Below are 17209 nucleotides of genomic sequence, written 5' to 3'. Positions count from 1 at the left end.
CCGCGCCCTGGCATCAGCGGCTCGAGTGACCCCATTGGACACGCCGCGCCCACATCGTGCGGCAGCCGTACCGACTTCCAGGAGGGAAGACGCCGCATGGCCCATGCAAGCGGACTGCAGTTCACCTTGACCCTGCCCGGGGGCGAGGATGTGGCGGTCATCGACTTCATCTATCGCGAGGCCCTCTCCGCCCCCTTCGAGCTCAGGGTGACCCTGGCCAGCCGCGACCCGGAGATCGCCCCCGCCGACACGCTCGATCGCAACGCTACCCTGACGGTCTGGCAGGACGGCGAGCCGCTACGCCGCGTCCACGGCATCGTCAGCGAGTTCGGCCGCGGCGACCGCGGCCACCGCCGCACCTTCTACACTCTGGTCATCCGCCCGGCGCTGTGGCGCCTCGACCTGCGCCACAACTCGCGGATCTTCCAGGACACCCCGCCCCAGGACATCCTCGCCACCCTGTGCGATGAGCGCGGCCTGCGTGATGTGGCCTTCGCCCTGACCCGCGAGCCCGCCGAGCGCGAGTTCTGCGTGCAGTACCGCGAGACCGACCTGGCCTTCGTCGAGCGCCTGGCCGCCGAGGAAGGGCTCGTCTACCTCCATGAGTTCGAGAATGCCGAAGGCGGCGCCCACCGGCTGGTCTTCATCGATGCCACCCAGCTGCTGCCCAGGGTGGGGGAGCGCACCTACCACGGCCGGGCCGGCGGCACCCCGCCGCGGCGCCATATCCGCAAGCTGCGCCAGGTGTCGCGGGTGCGCCCGGCGTCGGCGATGCTCAAGGACTACACCTTCAAGAACCCGGCCTACGACCAGCTTCACGAGCACCCGGCGCCGGGGCTCGGCGAGCACGCCCAGCGGGAGGACTACGAGCACTTCGACTACCCCGGCCGCTACAAGGCCGATGCCTCGGGGGTGCCCTTCACCCGGGTGCGCCTGGAGGCGCTGCGCGCCGAGGCCAATACCGCCCAGGCCGAGAGCGACCTGCCGGAGCTGGCCCCGGGAATGTGCTTCACCCTCACCGACCACGATATCGACGCCCTCAACCGCGACTGGCAGGTGGTGGCGGTGGTGCATCATGGCGAGCAGCCCCAGGCCCTGGAGGAGGATGGCGTCGCCCAGGGGGAGGCGGCTGGCCAGGGCCAGATGACCCGCTATTATAACGAGCTGGTGCTGGCCCCCGCTGAGCGCGTCTGGCGCCCCGAGCCCCCCGTCCGGCCGCGGGTCGACGGCCCCCAGGTGGCCGTCGTGGTCGGCCCCGAGGGCGAGGAGATCCACTGCGACGAACACGGCCGGGTCAAGGTGCAGTTCCCCTGGGACCGCTACGCCGAGCCCGATACCGCCGGGGCTGGCGGCGAAGCCGCTGAAAGAGGGGCCAGTGCCTGGATTCGGGTCAGCCAGGGCTGGGCCGGCGGCGGCTACGGCGCCATGGCCATTCCGCGCATCGGCCACGAGGTGATCGTCAGCTTCCTGGAGGGCGACCCGGACCAGCCGATCATCACCGGGCGCACCTACCACGCGGTCAACACCCCGCCCTATGCGCTGCCCGCGCACAAGACCCGTACCGTGCTGCGCACCCAGAGCCACAAGGCGGAAGGCTTCAACGAGCTGCGCTTCGAGGATGCGACCGACGCCGAGCAGATCTGGCTGCACGCCCAGATGGACCTGGAGCTGCTGACCCTCAACGACCGCACCGAGACCATCCGCCGCGACAGCCACCTTGCCATCGAGCGCCACCGCCTCGGCGAGATCCACGGCGACGACCACCTCACGGTGCACGGCCAGCGCCACACCCAAGTGAAGGGCGAGGGCGGCCAGCACCTCACCGTGCACGGCAGCCTGCACCTCGAGGCCGGCCAGGCCTGGCTGACCGAGAGCGGCCGCGAACTGCATATCAAGGCCGGCCAGAAGGCCGTGCTCAACGCCGGCCGCGAGATCACCCTCAAGGCCGGTGGCAGCTTTATCAAGCTTGATGCCTCTGGGGTGACCATCGTCGGTCCCCGGATCAAGGTCAATGCCGGCGGCAGCCCCGGCACGGGCAGCGGCCAACACGCTGAGCCGCCGCGCCTGCCCGGCGAGGCCATCCCCGAAAGCAGCGAAGACGTGACGCTCAAGGCGCATCAGCAGGCCCTGCTCGATGACGAGATGGTCAGCTACAACCCCGGCCAGGAAGCGGGCCGTGTGGTCAGCAGCCATTGGGATAATGCCAAGGCAGCCACCAGGACCGCCTGGGAGGCGCTGCCATTCACCAGCGACGACGACGCCACGAAAGCCGCCCGAGGCCGTGTCGTGCAAGGTACCCAAGACACCTACCAGGGGTTGCGCACCCTGTCAGGGCCAAGTGCGATATCTCTGGCTAGAAGCACCCTCAGCCTGCGCAGCGGCGATATCGAGCCCACCCTTCAGTACGTCGACGACTGGCAGCGCACCACAGAGGCCTACGGCGCCATCTGGGATGCCGGGACGGAGGCCTGGCAAGACGCTAGTGAGCGTAACGGCATCCCGGGCGCCCTGGAGATGAGCGCGACGGCAATCGCCATCGAGGCGGTGGGAGGTCGAGGTAGCGGCGCTGCCAGCAGTGCGGCCGGCACCGCCCGGCGTGCCCCGGACGGCGACGGGGTATCTATCTCCCGCAACGCCACCAACCATCAGAGAGCCGCCTTCGGCGAAGCGCGTGCCCACGATCTGATGACGCGCAATGGCCTGGAACCGATCGGCCGCACCGACGGCATCTATCTGCCGGGGCAGACGGGCATCGACGGCATTTATCGCCACCCCAGTCCGCCGCCGGACTTCGTCATCACCGAGGCCAAGTTCGGCCGTAGCCGACTGAAGCGGTTGGCCGATGGCTCCAAGCAGATGGATAATCGCTGGGTGCAGCGGAATCTCTTCGAGGCCGTGGATGGTGATAACAACCCCGCGCTCTTTCGTGAAGTCGACAGAGCACGAAGAGCCGGCCGCATCGACAAGTATCTGGTGCGTGTCAAACCCGACGGTTCGTCCCGGGTAAGACTGCTGGATAATAATGCTAGAGTCATCGGCGATGCCCCGGGGTTTTAGGGTAAAAGGAGAGGAAGTTACATGCTGCGTGAAACGACTCGCAAGAAAGAAGATCTCGACGAATATATTCGCTTTTTCTCGGAAGCCTTGGCCGAGGATGAAGTCGACATCCTCAATCCGGACCTGTGGCCCCCGGAAGGCAAAGTCACAGCTGCCTCTGGAATGTTCTCGCAAGCGCTCGACCTGATGGTTGCCCGCTATTCGCGAGGCGACGATCTGACGGCCCTCCGCGACGACCTGCCTGGGCTACTCGAACAGCGCGAAAAGCTGCTGCACTACTGCGACGCCCTGCCCGAGGAAGATCAGGAATCTCGCGTGATGTATGAGCGCCTGGACGACAAGTTCTATATCGAGTACTGCCGCTGGCTGACCTTCGCCGCCTGCCTGGGCGCCGAGCAGGCGCATATCGAGCGTGCCCTGGCGCTGATCGATAATGCCGGAGTGGATGCGCTGTTCGACCGCATCGCCATTGCCCTGGGGGACCGCGAACGTCCCGTGGCCGAGGGCCTGCTCTACCCCAAACCCTATGCGCCGCTGTATGAGGCTCTGGACGCCGCCCCGGCCCAGCAGGGCAAGCTGATCAAGAAATTTCTCGATGGCTATGCCAAGACCATCCGTAGTTGGGGCATCGGCATCATCCGCAAGGGCACAGGCCCCTATCACCCCGGCGACTGGTGCTTCGAAGCGGCGCTGGTGGTCAAGCTGTTCCACATCGACGACAGCGCCTTCCGCGATCATCCGCTCTATCCCGCCGCGCTGATTCATGGAGACCCGGCATGACGACCCTGCGCGACACCCGCAAGTCACCGGCGTATTTCACCTCGCTGTTGAGCGAACTCGATGTCGGCTTGCAGGGTGAGCCTACCGATCCGGTCAACCGTCTGCCCGATGACCGGGTGCGCAGCGCCTGGCAGCTCTTCGAAGGCAGTCTGTACGGCCTCATCGCCCGCTACTCCCAGGGCGATGCGCTGGAGAGCCTGCGGCCCCACTTGGATGAGGTGCTCAGGCGGCGTGAGCAACTGGCCGAGTACGCCGATAAGCTGCCCGAACGCCAGCAGGTGATGCGCCGTCCGCTGGAGCAATTCGACAGTCGCTTCAACACCTTCGACACCTACCTCTACCATCTCTGGTGGTGGTCGCTGGCGGGCTGCCTGGGTGTGGATGATGCCTATCGCCAGCGAATGCTGGCCCTCACCGGCAATGTCGGCCAGGACTCCCTGCTCGACCGGTTGGCCGTGCGGCTTGGGGACCGCCACCGCGAGGTGGCCGACACGCTCTGTTATCCGGCCCTGCACGGCACGCTGCTTGGCGTCATCGTCTCACCGCCGGCACAGCGCCCAGCCCGGCTTCAGCGTTTCCTCGACGACTGGTACACGGCCTGCGAACCCGCCGCCTGGTACGACAACCACCTCAAGGAAGACGAGGAGTTCGAGCTGGCGGATTTCTATGTCGGCTACTGGTGCTTCGAGGCAGCGCTGGTCGTGGCGCTCTACGATATCGACGACACATCCTTCCGAGCGCACCCGCACTACCCGGCCGACCTGGTAGCGCATTACCGTTCGATGCCAGCGAGAAGCTGATGCCGTCGAGGTAGCCGCCAGCAAGCCGACGCCCACCTGGCGCAAGCCGACCGGCTGCGTGAGGCCCTGAACGACGCCCCCAACGACAGATCGCTGGAAGACGCCGAAGCGCTGTATGCCGAGGTCGAGCGACTGATCGGCGAAACCCGGGGGCAGAAAGACGCCCTGATGGATGCCGCCAGGGAAGGACGCCTCGGCAGCGACGACCTCCTCGACAGCCATTTCCTCGTCGACGAAGCGGCACAGCGTGCCAATGACCTGCGCCAGGAAGCCGAGCGGCAGGTGCGTTACGCTTCCTCGTCTGGTCAGGCGACCCGGGCGGTAGGGACGTTCGCCGCCGAGGTCTTCACGCCCTACGGCACCGCGGTGGACGCCCAGGATACCTATCAGCTATGGGGCGAGGGGCGTTATGGCGCCGCGACGGGTATGGCCGCGCTCACGGCGGTATCGGTCGTGCCCGGGGTCCGGGCCGTGCGCAAAGTGGGCGAAGCCGGTGACGGCATACGCGGCACCCGCAGATCGGACAGTGCAGGCATGCGCCCTGGGCGATTGCCAGCGCCCCAGGGGGCACTCACCCCGGATGACTTCCCCTACGCCGGGCTCAATCATCGCCGGGCGGCGGCGGGCGAGCACAATGCCCACCTGCTGATGCAAGAAAGAGGGTTTACGCCGGTGGGCAATACCAACGGCCGGTATACGCCCGGAGCCCAAGGCATTGATGGGGTATACCGTAACACCAACCCACCGCCGGAATTCGTGATTACTGAGGCCAAGTATAATCGGGCGCCTTGGGCAAGACTGCAACTGGCCATCGGCTGGCGAGCAACGATTGGATCTTGGAGAATGACAGTCAGCGCCTGCGCAGTGCAGGCCTCAGCAATACCGCCGAGGCCGAGAGCGACCTGCTGGAACTGGCCCCTGGGGTGTGCTTCACCCTCACCGATCATGATATCGACGCCCTCAACCTGTAGTCCCCTGAGACCGCTACGTCGAGCCCGACGACATCGCGAGTGCCTGGGTGAGAGTGAGCCAGGGCTGGGCCGGCGCCGGAATGCCGCGCCGCGTTGCCGCATGCCGGCAAGTTCGCGCCCGCCGACGATTAACCCGGTGGCGCGGCGGGAGCCTACTCCTTGAGCTTCGCCAGGTCCTCGCGAGTGGGCAGGGCGGCGTAGGCGCCGGGGCGGGTCACGGCATGGGCGCCGCAGCGGCAGGCGGTCTCCACAGCGCGGGCGAGAAAGGCCGTGTCGCGGTGCCAGTCGCCGTCGATCCCCACCTCGCCGAGGTGCGCGGCGAGCTCGGCCAGCAGGCCGCCGATAAAGGCGTCGCCGCCGGCGGTGGTGTCCACCGCCTGGACCCGGGGCGGGGCCACCCGCTGCTCGATGTCCACCCCCTTGAGCACCACCTCGCCGCCCCCGTCGGTGATCACGGCGGCCTTGATCCCGGCGGCCTTGATCCCGGCGGCCAGGCGCTCGGCCAGCCAGGCGTCTGCCGGGTGGTCGGCGCGCAGGTAGTCGAGCTCGTCGGTGGAGAGCTTGAGCAAGTCGGCCTCGTCCAGCAGCCGGGTCACCAGGGCGATATCGGCTTCCCCGCCTTCCCAGAGGTTGTGGCGCAGGTTGGCGTCGACGCTGACCAGGCAGCCGGCGCGGCGTGCCATCTCGGCCATGGCCAGGGTGGTCTCGGCGATGGCCGGCTCGGTGAGGCTGTTGGTGCAGAAATGGACGATTGCCGGCTCGGCGAAGATCCCGGCGGGCAGGTGTTCGAGCCGGTAGAGCAGGTCGGCGGCCGGCGGGCGGTAGAAGTCGAACGTGCGCTCGCCGTCGGTGTCCCGGGAGACGAAGGCCAGCGCCGTGCGCGCCTGCCGGGTGCGCACCACGCCGCTGGTGTCGACGCCGTGGGTGGCCAGCTCCCGGGCCAGGAAGTCCCCGAAGTAGTCCTCGCCGAGCATGCCCAGAAAGCGGCTGGGCACGCCCAGCCGCGCGCAGGCCACGGCCACGTTGGCGGGGGCGCCGCCGGCATAGGGGGTAAAGGTCTCGGGGGCGTCGCCGGCCGACTCGCCGAGGCGGCTGGAGAGCATGTCCACCAGGGCTTCGCCGAAGCTGATCAGGGGAATCATGACGGCGTCTCCAGGCTCAGGGTGGTGCCCAGCAGGTGCTGGGCACCGGGTACCAGCCACACTGGGTCGAGGCGGGTGTTGGCCGATTCGACACACAGGAAGTGACGGCCGGCCTCGGCCGGGGTGTCCGGGGGCAGGGCCTCGTCCGGGTGCCAGACCACCGCCGAGTCGCTGCCCTGGCGGGCGATGCGCAGGCGGCGCGCGCCGTCGTCCAGCGTCAGCTCGGCGTTGCTGTGATAGATGCGGTCGAGCCCGCCGCGCACGGCGAGCTCGCCCTGCTGGTCGCGCTCGGCGAAACCGGCCAGCTTGTCCAGGTAGCGGGCGCCGGCCAGCCCCTCCACCCGGCAGGCGAAGCTGTCGGCCACCGCCAGGTAGCTGTGCAGGGCGCCGCTGAGCTTCTCGGGGGTCTCGCCCACGTGCTCGGTGATCAGCTCGACGTGCAGGCGCCGGGCGTTGGCCTGGATCACCGCGCGGGGCGAGAGCTGGCTGTGCAGGCGTGTCTCCGGCGAGAGGTGCAGCTCCACCCCCTCCTCGTGCTCGTCCACCGCATCGAGGCGCCACTCGGCCTTGCGCGCCGGGCCGTGGAAGGGGCCTGAGCGGTCCGGCGTCTCGTCGGCGTAGTGGTCGTCGGCGAACCAGGGCCAGCACAGCGGGATTCCGCCACGGATCGCCCCGGGCAGCGCCTGGGGCGTGGGCGTGACCCATAGCCAGCCGCCGGCGACCATGCCCTCCGGGGGCTCGGCGGTGGATGGTGCGGGGTCGGGCGCCGCCGGATCGCCGGCCGCCGGATCGCCGGCCGGAAGAAAGTGCAGGACCTGGGCGCCCTGGAGCGACACCGCCAGCTCGCCCCAGGGCTCGTTGGCCAGCCAAACCTCGCGGCCCTCCCACTGGGTGCGCCGCTGGCCGCGGGTTTCGTCGAGCAGGGTGCGTAGGGCGTGCGGAATCATCATGTCACCTCTTCATTGTGCAGGGCCTCGGCGGCGCCCAGAAGGCCCGGCCAGGGGGAGGTCACCAGCCGCACCGGGATGGCGGCGGTGTAGGCGTTCATGCGCCCCTTGGCGGTGAAGGCCGCCTCGAAGCGGCTCTGCGGCAGCCAGTCGCGCAGCCGCGGCAGGATGCCGCCGCACAGATAGACCCCGCCGCGAGCCCCCAGGGTGAGTGCCGCGTCGCCGCAGACGTCGCCGAGAATCTTCAAGAAGCGCAACAGGGTATCACGCGCCACGCCGTCCCCCTCGTCGGCCGCCCGGGTGACCTCGGCGGGATCGGCGTAGCGGGGCGGGGCCCCCTTCAGCGAGCAGTGGGCCAGGTAGAGGTCGTGAAGCCCCTGGCCGCAGAGGATGCGCTCCACGCTGACCCGGCCGTAGCGGTTGCGGAAGTGGCGCAAGAGGTTCTGCTCGCGCTCGTCGGTGGGGGCGAAGGTGACGTGGCCGCCCTCGGTGGTCAGCGGGATCCAGGCGCGTCGGCCAGGGATCAGCCCGGCCACGCCCAGGCCGGTGCCGGGGCCGATCACCAGGCGGGGGCATCGGGCTGCGCCTCGCCGGGGCGGACCTCGACCAGGTCCTCATCGCGGAGGTGCGGCACGCCGAGCGCCTGGGCGGTGAAGTCGTTGATCACCTTGAAACGCTCGAGCCCCAGCGTTTGCTGGACCTCGCCCCGGGAGAAGGCCCAGGGGTTGTTGGTCATGCTCACCCGGTCGCCGCGGATCGGGCAGGCGAAGGCCAGGCAGGCCTCGCGCGGGGCATCGTTGCCCGTCAGCCCGGCCCGCGCCAGGTAGTCCCGGGCCGCTTCCACCGGCCCCGGGTAGTCGGCGCAGGGCAGGCTCTGCACCTGCTGGGGGGCGAAGTTGCCGGGTGTCACCAGGGCGAAGCGGGCATTGGTGCCACCGATATCACCGATCAACGCGGGTCGTGTCATCGTCAATATGTCCTTTTCTCTCCCCGGTGCTTCTCGCTATGGCCGTAGCTCAGGCGTCGTCTTCGTGGATCTGGCTCTCCTGGCGGGCGAGGTCGTCGGCCTCGAAGCCGCCGAAGACGCCCGCGCCCTGCTCGCCGCGCATGGCCAGGTGGCGGAAGCCGCCGAACAGCTCGCGGCCCAGGCCGACATGATAGTGGTCCAGGTCGCCCATGCGCAGCTCGCGGTCGGCCAGCGCCTGGGGCGAGAGCTTGACCTCCAGGGTGCCGCGGTCGGCGTCGAGGCGCACGACATCGCCGTCCCTGAGCCTGGCCAGGGGCCGCCGTCCAGCGCCTCGGGGCTGATATGGATGGCCGCCGGCACCTTGCCCGAGGCCCCGGACATGCGCCCGTCGGTGACCAGCGCCACCTTGAAGCCGCGATCCTGCAGCACGCCGAGGTAGGGGGTCAGCTTGTGCAGCTCCGGCATGCCGTTGGCCTTGGGGCCCTGGAAGCGCACCACGGCAATCACGTCGCGGTCCAGCTCGCCGGCCTCGAAGGCGGCCTTGAGCTCGTTCTGGTCCTCGAAGATCTTGATCGGTGCCTCGACCAGGCGGTGCTCCGGAGCCACCGCCGAGATTTTGATCACCCCGCGTCCCAGGTTGCCGTCGAGCACGGTGAGTCCGCCGGTGGCGGCAAACGGCTCGGCCACCGAGGCCAGCACGTCGCGGTCGAGGCTCTCGGTGGGTCCCTCGCGCCAGGTCAGCTTGCCGTCCTCGAGGAAGGGCTCGCGGGTGTAGGCGGTCAGGTCGGTGCCGAACACCGTGGGGATATCGGTATGAATCAGCCCGGCGCCCATCAGCTCACGGAACACCAGGCTCATGCCGCCGGCGGCCTGGAAGTGGTTGATGTCGGCCTGACCGTTGGGATAGACCTGCATCAGACTCGGCGTGACCGCCGAGAGCTCGGTGAAGTCGTTCCAGTCGATGGTGATGCCCGCCGCGGCGGCCATCGCCACCAGGTGCAGGGTGTGGTTGGTGGAGCCGCCGGAGGCCAGCAGGCCGACGATGGCGTTGACGATGGCGCGCTCGTCGATCTGCTTGTAGAACGGCCGATACTTGCCGCCCGGCTCGGTGTTACGGACCGCCTGTTCGGTGGCGAAGCGGGTCAGCGCCTCGCGCAGCTCGGTGCCGGGGTTGACGAAGGAGGTGCCCGGCAGGTGCAGGCCCATCATCTCCATCATCAGCTGGTTGGAGTTGGCGGTGCCGTAGAAGGTGCAGGTGCCGGGGCTGTGGTAGGAGGCCGACTCCGCCTCCAGCAGGTCCTCGCGGCTCGCCTTGCCCTCGGCGTAGAGCTGGCGGATGCGCGCCTTCTCCTTGTTGGGCAGGCCGCTCTCCATGGGGCCGGCGGGTACGAACATCGCCGGCAGGTGGCCGAAGCGCGCCGCGGCGATGAACAGCCCCGGCACGATCTTGTCGCACACGCCGAGATAGAGGGCGGCATCGAACATGTTGTGGGAGAGCCCCACGGCGGTGGCCATGGCGATCACATCGCGGGAGAACAGCGACAGCTCCATGCCCGGCTGGCCCTGGGTGACGCCGTCGCACATCGCCGGCACGCCGCCGGCGAACTGGGCGGTGGAGCCCATGGCCCGGGCGGCGGCCTTGATGGTCTCGGGAAAGACCTCCAGCGGCTGATGGGCCGAGAGCATGTCGTTGTAGGAGGAGATGATGCCCAGGTTGGCCGAGTTCATCAGCTTCAGCGAGTTTTTGTCTTCGGCGCCGCAGGCGGCGAAGCCGTGGGCCAGGTTGCCGCAGGAGAGCTCGCCGCGATGCACGCCGCGCTTGTGCTGGTCGGCCATGCGGCTCTCGTAGAGGGCGCGGCGCTCGGTGGAGCGCTCGCGGATCCGGCGGGTGACGTCGGCGACGGTGGGATGGAGGGCGGGTGATGGGCTAGTCATGGGGCACCTCGCGGGTCGAGATTCGGTTTATGGTAAGTTTACCAAAATAATGCGCGCAGTTTCCGCCATGGTACGCCATTTATGGGCCTTTATGTAGTTTTATTACCTTGGGTTGGCGGCTCATCGACCCACCAGGCGTAGCAGCCAGCGCTTGTAGGGCGGATTGAGCCAGCTCACGCGGCTGTGCCGCGACTGCAGGAAGACGCCGCGCGTGTGGCTGAAGCGCCGAAAGCCTGTCTCTCCATGGTAGGCCCCATGCCGCTCTCTCCCACGCCGCCAAAGGGCAGCGCCGGCACGGCGTTGTGCCATAGGGTGTCGTTGAACACCACGCCACCGGAGTGGGTTTGCTCCAGCAGCTGCCGGCGCCGGGCGGCGTCATCGGTGAAGGCGTAGAGCGCCAGGGGCCGCGGGCCGGCGTTGACCTGGGCCAGGGCGGCGTCGAAGTCGGCGATACCGATCACCGGTAGCCAAGGGCCGAAGATCTCCTCGCGCATCAGGGTCAGGCCGTGGTGGGGGTCGATCACCAGGGTGGGGGCAGCTCGGCGCCGTCTTCCACTGCCACCCGCTCGCCGAGCGCGATCACCCGGCAGCCGTGGTCCCGAGCCTCGGCCAGCATGCTCTCCAGCCGCTGTCGCTGAGACGCGCCTAGCACGGCGCTGTAGTCCCGGCTGGCACAGCCTTTGGGGTAGAAGTCGCGCAGCGTCTCGCGCAGCGCCTCGATAAAGGCGTCGAGCCGTGAGGTCTCGATCAGCACGTAGTCCGGGGCGATGCAGGTCTGGCCGGCGTTGAGCCACTTGCCGAAGGCGACGCGCTCGGCGGCCTTGGCCAGGTCGGCGTCGGGGCCGATGATCACCGGCGTCTTGCCGCCGAGCTCCAGGGTGATCGGGGTGAGGTTGGCCGCAGCGGCGCGGGCCACCTCGCGACCCACCCGCGGGCTGCCGGTGAACAGCAGGTGGTCGAAGGGAAGGGCGGCGAAGGCCTGGGCCGTCTCCACGCCGCCGGTGATCACGGTGAGCTCGTCGGGGGCGAAATACTGCTCGGCGAGGCGCGCCATGAGCGCGCTGGTGACCGGGGTGTGCTCGCTGGGCTTGATTAGCACCCGGTTGCCGGCAGCCAGGGCATCCACCGCCGGCAGCCAGGTCAGGTTCCAGGGGTAGTTGGACGGCGCCATGATGCCCACCACACCCAGCGGCTGGCGGTGAATGCGCGCCCGGCCGGGCAGCAGGCGCCAGGGGACCGCGGCGCGCCGCGAGCGCATCCAGCGGCGCAGGTGGCGCCGGGCGTGGCGTGCCGCCAGTCCCACCGTGGCGATCTCGGCGAGCCGCGTCTCGGCCTCGGCGCGGTGCCCGTAGTCGGCGGCGATGGCGCGAACGATCTCGTCGCCGTGACGGCGGGACAGGGCCGCCAGCCTTGCCAGGCGGTCGCGGCGCCTGGCCAGGCTGGGGTAGGGCTCGGCCGCGAAGGCCTGGCGCTGGGCGTCGAACCGCGCCTGCAGCGCGCGTGCATCGGTCATGCGCCTCTCCAAGTCGATAAGGGATAGAAGGGGGCTCGGGTACTGGGCACAATGTAGGCCTTCAGCCAGCGGATTGTCAGCCGTACCGCTGTGGGAGGGAGCTTCAGCTCGCGAAGCAGCGCGCAGCGCTGCCGGAGGGTGCCGGGGCGCCTGCGGCGCCTTCGCCCGGTGAACCGGCCTCCCACCGTGAATGGGCCTTGTGGGAGGGAGCTTCAGCTCGCGAAGCAGCGCGCAGCGCTGCCGGAGGATACCGGGGCGCCTGCGGCGCCTTCGCCCGGCAGAGCCGGCCTCCTACCGTGAATGGGCCTTGTGGGAGGGACGGTTCGACGTCTCGACTTCAGCTCGCGAAGCAGCGCGCAGCGCTGCCGGAGGATACCGGGGCGCCTGCGGCGCCTTCGCCCGGCAGAGCCGGCCTCCTACCGTGAATGGGCCTTGTGGGAGGGACGGTTCGACGTCTCGACTTCAGCTCGCGAAGCAGCGCGCAGCGCTGCCAGAGGATACCGGGGCGCCTGCGGCGCCTTCGCCCGGCAGAGCCGGCCTCCTACCGTGAATGGGCCTTGTGGGAGGGAGCTTCAGCTCGCGAAGCAGCGCGCAGCGCTGCCGGAGGATACCGGGGCGCCTGCGGCGCCTTCGCCCGGCAGAGCCGGCCTCCTACCGTGAATGGGCCTTGTGGGAGGGAGCTTCAGCTCGCGAAGCAGCGCGCAGCGCTGCCAGAGGATACCGGGGCGCCTGTGGCGCCTTCGCCCGGTGAACCGGCCTCCCACAGATGAGCGCGCTTTGGCCGCTGTGGGAGGGAGCTTCAGCTCGCGAAGCAGCGCGCAGCGCTGCCGGAGGATACCGGGGCGCCTTCGGCGCCTTCGCCCGGTGAACCGGCCTCCCACCGTGAATGGGCCTTGTGGGAGGGAGCTTCAGCTCGCGAAGCAGCGCGCAGCGCTGCCGGAGGATGCCGGGGCGCCTGCGGCGCCTTCGCCCGGTGAACCGGCCTCTCACACAGATGAGCCGGCGTGCCATGAGTGACCATGCCAGGAGACCCCATGCCCGAACTGGTACTCAAGGAGTTGCCCGCCATCGAGGCGGTACCGGCTGCGGCCTGGAACGCCCTGGTGGGCGACGACCATCCCTTTCTGCGCCACGAGTTCCTCCACGCCCTGGAGGCCAGCGGGGCGGTGGGGCCGGCTACCGGCTGGGTGCCGCGCCACCTGACGCTGTGGCGCGGCCAGGCGCTGGTCGGGATACTGCCCCACTACCACAAGCACCACTCCTACGGGGAGTATGTCTTCGACTGGGCCTGGGCCGACGCCTGGGAGCGGGCCGGCGGGCGCTACTACCCCAAGGGCCTCTCGGCGATTCCCTTTACGCCGGTGCCGGGGCCGCGCCTGGCGCTGGCCGAGGACGTCGATCCCTTCGAGGCCCGCGAGGCGCTGGCCGCGGCCTGGGAGGGCGACGGGATCGGCGGCGAGCTCTCCAGCTGGCACCTGCTGTTCGCCGAGGAGGAAGAGGTCGCCGCCTGGCAGGCGGCCCGCCCCGCGCTGCTGGCTCGCCATGGGGTGCAGTTCCAGTGGCGCGATGCCGGCTACGGCGACTTCGACGGCTTTCTTTCCGCCATGACCTCGAAGCGGCGCAAGGCGATCCGCCGCGAGCGGCGCCTCGTCGACGAGCAAGGCCTCAGTCTGCACCGCCTGGAAGGCGAGGCGATCGACGCCGCGGCCATCGCGCACTTCTTCCGCTGCTACGAGATCACCTACCTGGAACGCGGTCGCCACGGCTATCTCAATCTCGACTTCTTCCGTCGCCTGCGCGCCGCGATGCCGGAGCGCCTGGTGCTGGTCCAGGCGCGTCTCGAAGGCCGGCCGGTGGCCGCCGCCCTCTGTCTGCAGGGGGCGCACACCCTCTACGGGCGCTACTGGGGCAGCGAGGTGATCGCCGACAGCCTGCACTTCGAGGCCTGCTACTACCAGGGCATCGAGCATTGCCTGGCGCGGGGGCTGACCCGCTTCGACCCCGGCACCCAGGGCGAGCACAAGCTCGCCCGCGGCTTTGCGCCGCGGCTGCTCACCTCGCTGCACCATATCGCCGACCCGGGGCTGAACGCGGCGGTGGCGCGCTTCTGCGCAGAGGAGCGCCGTCATGTGCGGGCCTACTGTCGCGCCGCCGAGCGCGCCCTGCCGTTCAAGGCATGAACTGGCAGAGTGGGAGGGCGGCTCTGCCGTCGGTTCGACACTTCGACGAAGGCGCCGACAGGCGCCCTACTCTGGCAGTGCGCCGCACTGCTTCGCCCGGTAAACCGGCCTCCCACGACAATAAGCCGCAAGTGTGGAGAGTGATTCTTATGCGTGATCGCCTAGGCCTCCGGGTTCAAGACGTGAGCCAAAGGAAGGTGGCATAATGTCGGCCGTTTCAAACTGCGAGGAAGGACCCGATGCTCAAGTGGCTCGCCATCGCCCTGCTGTTGCTGCTGGCCCTGCTGCAGTACCGGCTGTGGTTCGGCGACGGCGGCGTTCAGGAGCTGCGTCAGATTCGTGAGCGGGTGGCGGCACTGGACGAGGCGAACAAGCCCCTGCGCGACCGCAATGCCCGGCTGGCCGCCGAGGTGGTGGACCTCAAGACCGGGCTCGACGCCATCGAGGAGCGGGCGCGCAGCGATATCGGCATGGTGCGCACCGACGAGCATTTCTACTGGGTGCCCGGCGCGGTGCTCGAGGCCAGCGGGTTTGCGGGGGAGCGCACCGCCGCGTCGCCCGCCGCGGAGGGGGCGGCCATGAGTGAGTCGCTGTGGCTGGTGGTCCCCGCCGCGGGCCAGGGGCGGCGTATGGGCGCGGCACGGCCCAAGCAGTACCTGCCCCTGGCCGGCCGTCCGGTGATGGCCCACACCCTGGCACGGCTGCATGCGGCCCTGCCCGAGGCGCGGCTCTGCCTCTGCCTGGATCCGGACGATGCCCACTTCGACCCCGCCTGGGTGCCCTTCGCCGACTGGCGGCGGGTGGCCGGCGGGGCCGAGCGGGTCGACTCGGTGGCCAATGCCCTGGCCGCTATCGCCGGCGAGGCGGCCCAGGACGACCTGGTGCTGGTCCACGACGTGGCCCGCCCCTGCGTTACCCCTGCCGATCTCGAGCGGCTCTGCGAGGCGCTTCGCGGCGACCCCGCGGGCGGCCTGCTGGCCGCACCGGTGGCCGATACCATGAAGCGCGACGACGGCGCCGGGCGGGTCGCGGCCACCGAGCCCGGGCCGGGCTGTGGCACGCCCTGACCCCCCAGGGGTTTCGCTTCGGGCTGCTGCGCCGTGCCCTGGCGGCGGCGGCCGAGGCCGGGGTCTCGGTGACCGACGAGGCCTCGGCGGTGGAATCGCTGGGACTGGCGCCGCGGCTGGTAGCCGGGCGCCGCGACAACCTCAAGATCACCCATCCCGAAGACCTGGCGCTGGCCGAGCAGATCCTGGTTGCCCAGTGCGCCGACCCCACCACCCACCCGGGCCGCGGCGCAACGCGGCCCGGCCGGCAGAGGCCCTGACATGCTGCGAATCGGCCACGGTTTCGACGTGCACCGCTTCGGCGACGGCGACCACCTGATGATCGGCGGCGTCGCCATTCCCTTCGCGCGCGGCTTCGTCGCCCACTCCGACGGCGACGTACTGCTGCATGCAGTCTGCGACGCCCTGCTCGGCGCCTGTGCGCTGGGCGATATCGGCCGCCACTTCCCCGACACCGACCCGGCCTGGGCCGGCGCCGATAGCCGCGTCCTGCTGCGCCAGGTGATGGCCCTGGTCAGGGAGGCCGGCTACCGGGTCGGCAACCTGGACGCCACGGTGATCGCCCAGGCGCCCAAGCTGGCCCCCCATATCGACGCCATGGCGGCCACCATCGCCGAGGAGCTCGACGTTGCGCCCGGCGCGGTCAACGTCAAGGCCACCACCAGCGAGCGGCTGGGCTTCACCGGCCGCGGCGAGGGCATCGCCGCCGAGGCGGTGGTGCTGCTGACCGCTGGCGCCGCCGAGGGGCCCGACGGTGACTGAGGCATCAAGGGACGACATCGCCTGGCCACCGGCCTGGCCTCGCGCGCTGGACGCCGCCTTCGGCGCCCCCTGGCCGGGCGAGTACCGCGCCTGTGCCGAGGACTTCGTGGTCGAGGAGTGCCTCGACTTCGCCCCGGAAGGGCAGGGCGAGCACCTCTGGCTGTGGATCGAGAAGCGCGAGCTCACCACCCTGGAGGCGGTGCGCCTGTTGGCCCGGCTGTGCGAGGTCTCGCCCCGGGCGGTGGGCTACTCCGGCATGAAGGATCGCATCGCCGTGACCCGCCAGTGGCTCTCGGTGCAGCTGCCGGGGCGCGAAGCGCCCGCCGGCCTGGCCGAGGCGCTGGCCGAGGGCGGCGTGACCCTGCTGGAAAGCGCCCGCCACCCGCGCAAGCTCAAGCGCGGCGTGCATCGCGCCAATCGCTTCTCACTGGTGATTCGCGGCGCGGCCCTGGACGACCCCCGGCTGGAGGCGCGCTGGGCCTGGCTGTGCGCCCACGGCGTGCCCAACGCCTTCGGGCCCCAGCGCTTCGGCCCCCAGGGGCGCAACCTGGCCCGCGCCCGTGCCGTGCTGGCGCGGGGCTGGCGCAAGCGCGACGACCGCCAGGGCATGCTGCTCTCCGCCGCCCGCAGCTACCTGTTCAACGAGCTGCTGGCCAGGCGGCTGGACGACGGCAGCTGGAACGCCCTGGTGCCCGGCGAGGTGGCCATCCTCGACGGCACCGCCAGCCAGTTCGTCGTCGAAGACGTCGACGCGGCGCTGGTCGAGCGCGCCGAGCGGCTCGACCTGCATCCCAGTGGCGTCCTGTGGGGCAGCGGCGACTCCCTGGCCGACGGGGCGGCGGCGAGCCACGAGCAGGCCCTGCGTGCGCGCCATCCGGCGCTGTGCGAGGGGCTGGAGCGTGCCGGCGTGCGCCTGGCCCGCCGCGCCCTGCGCCTGCGCCTGGCCGAGCCCCGGCTCAGCCGCGAGGCCGAGGGCCTGCGGCTCGATTTCCATCTGCCCCGCGGCGGCTTCGCCACGGCGGTGCTGCGCGAGCTGATCGATCACCCGACCCTGAACTTCGAGCCGGCGTCGCCGGCCTCGTGAGGAG

General features: G+C 70.1%; 10 protein-coding genes and 5 pseudogenes. 9 read left to right on the top strand and 6 right to left on the bottom strand.

Annotated elements, in window-relative coordinates:
- Positions 1-96 precede the first annotated feature (96 nt).
- From ACSJDS_RS18090 to ACSJDS_RS18075, 4 genes and pseudogenes are all read left to right on the top strand, one after another.
- Positions 97-2103: pseudogene (locus ACSJDS_RS18090) on the top strand (type VI secretion system Vgr family protein); the annotation flags it as partial.
- 975 nt (positions 2104-3078) lie between these two features.
- Positions 3079-3837, top strand: a complete 759-nt coding sequence (locus tag ACSJDS_RS18085; RefSeq protein WP_473034442.1) for a PoNe immunity protein domain-containing protein — start codon at positions 3079-3081, stop codon at positions 3835-3837.
- Entirely contained in the window at positions 3834-4637 is an 804-nt protein-coding gene (locus ACSJDS_RS18080) for a PoNe immunity protein domain-containing protein (RefSeq protein ID WP_473034441.1), read from the top strand. Before ACSJDS_RS18085 ends, ACSJDS_RS18080 begins: the two co-directional genes overlap by 4 nt.
- 836 nt (positions 4638-5473) lie before the next feature.
- The gene (locus ACSJDS_RS18075) at positions 5474-5608 is read left to right on the top strand and encodes a hypothetical protein (protein WP_473034440.1); all 135 of its coding nucleotides are present in this window, start codon (positions 5474-5476) and stop codon (positions 5606-5608) included.
- A gap of 152 nt (positions 5609-5760) precedes the next feature.
- Here the strand turns inward: ACSJDS_RS18075 and ACSJDS_RS18070 are convergent, their stop codons facing one another.
- The 6 genes and pseudogenes from ACSJDS_RS18070 to ACSJDS_RS18045 form a co-directional block, all read right to left on the bottom strand.
- A complete protein-coding gene (locus ACSJDS_RS18070) occupies positions 5761-6750 on the bottom strand; it encodes a carbohydrate kinase family protein (RefSeq protein ID WP_473034439.1) in 990 nt (329 codons plus the stop codon).
- The gene (locus ACSJDS_RS18065; protein WP_473035070.1) at positions 6747-7697 is read right to left on the bottom strand and encodes a D-hexose-6-phosphate mutarotase; all 951 of its coding nucleotides are present in this window, start codon (positions 7695-7697) and stop codon (positions 6747-6749) included. The genes ACSJDS_RS18070 and ACSJDS_RS18065 overlap by 4 nt, the downstream gene beginning before the upstream one ends.
- Positions 7697-8664 (bottom strand): annotated as a pseudogene (gene glk / locus ACSJDS_RS18060) (glucokinase). Before glk ends, ACSJDS_RS18065 begins: the two are co-directional and overlap by 1 nt.
- A gap of 49 nt (positions 8665-8713) precedes the next feature.
- A pseudogene (gene edd, locus ACSJDS_RS18055) lies at positions 8714-10599 on the bottom strand (phosphogluconate dehydratase).
- A gap of 173 nt (positions 10600-10772) precedes the next feature.
- Positions 10773-11123 carry an aldehyde dehydrogenase family protein gene (locus tag ACSJDS_RS18050; protein WP_473034438.1) on the bottom strand — a complete coding sequence of 117 codons (351 nt, stop codon included), beginning with the start codon at positions 11121-11123 and terminating at the stop codon, positions 10773-10775.
- Entirely contained in the window at positions 11120-12112 is a 993-nt protein-coding gene (locus ACSJDS_RS18045) for an aldehyde dehydrogenase family protein (RefSeq protein ID WP_473034437.1), read from the bottom strand. Before ACSJDS_RS18045 ends, ACSJDS_RS18050 begins: the two co-directional genes overlap by 4 nt.
- A gap of 1034 nt (positions 12113-13146) precedes the next feature.
- On the opposite strand from ACSJDS_RS18045, the gene ACSJDS_RS18040 reads away from it, so the two are divergent.
- From ACSJDS_RS18040 to truD, 5 genes and pseudogenes are all read left to right on the top strand, one after another.
- Positions 13147-14292 (top strand): GNAT family N-acetyltransferase, encoded by a 1146-nt coding sequence (locus tag ACSJDS_RS18040; protein WP_473034436.1) that lies wholly within the window; start codon positions 13147-13149, stop codon positions 14290-14292.
- 239 nt (positions 14293-14531) lie between these two features.
- A pseudogene (ftsB, locus tag ACSJDS_RS18035) lies at positions 14532-14786 on the top strand (cell division protein FtsB); the annotation flags it as partial.
- Positions 14787-14870: 84 nt separating this feature from the next.
- Positions 14871-15619 (top strand): annotated as a pseudogene (gene ispD, locus ACSJDS_RS18030) (2-C-methyl-D-erythritol 4-phosphate cytidylyltransferase).
- A gap of 1 nt (position 15620) precedes the next feature.
- Entirely contained in the window at positions 15621-16121 is a 501-nt protein-coding gene (ispF, locus tag ACSJDS_RS18025; protein ID WP_473034435.1) for a 2-C-methyl-D-erythritol 2,4-cyclodiphosphate synthase, read from the top strand.
- A complete protein-coding gene (truD, locus tag ACSJDS_RS18020) occupies positions 16114-17205 on the top strand; it encodes a tRNA pseudouridine(13) synthase TruD (protein ID WP_473034433.1) in 1092 nt (363 codons plus the stop codon). Before ispF ends, truD begins: the two co-directional genes overlap by 8 nt.
- Positions 17206-17209: the final 4 nt, after the last annotated feature.

The sequence above is a fragment of the Halomonas sp. SL18_1 genome (assembly GCF_055755715.1).
Note: the sequence above shows the minus strand (reverse complement) of the source record. Positions and strands in the feature narration are given on the sequence as shown.

Coding starts and splice junctions, on each gene's coding strand:
- ACSJDS_RS18085 (WP_473034442.1), top strand. CDS start 3,079: ATGCTGCGTGAAACGACTCGCAAGAAAGAAGATCTCGACGAATATATT.
- ACSJDS_RS18080 (WP_473034441.1), top strand. CDS start 3,834: ATGACGACCCTGCGCGACACCCGCAAGTCACCGGCGTATTTCACCTCG.
- ACSJDS_RS18070 (WP_473034439.1), bottom strand. CDS start 6,750: ATGATTCCCCTGATCAGCTTCGGCGAAGCCCTGGTGGACATGCTCTCC.
- ACSJDS_RS18065 (WP_473035070.1), bottom strand. CDS start 7,697: ATGATTCCGCACGCCCTACGCACCCTGCTCGACGAAACCCGCGGCCAG.
- ACSJDS_RS18045 (WP_473034437.1), bottom strand. CDS start 12,112: ATGACCGATGCACGCGCGCTGCAGGCGCGGTTCGACGCCCAGCGCCAG.
- ACSJDS_RS18040 (WP_473034436.1), top strand. CDS start 13,147: ATGCCCGAACTGGTACTCAAGGAGTTGCCCGCCATCGAGGCGGTACCG.
- ispF (WP_473034435.1), top strand. CDS start 15,621: ATGCTGCGAATCGGCCACGGTTTCGACGTGCACCGCTTCGGCGACGGC.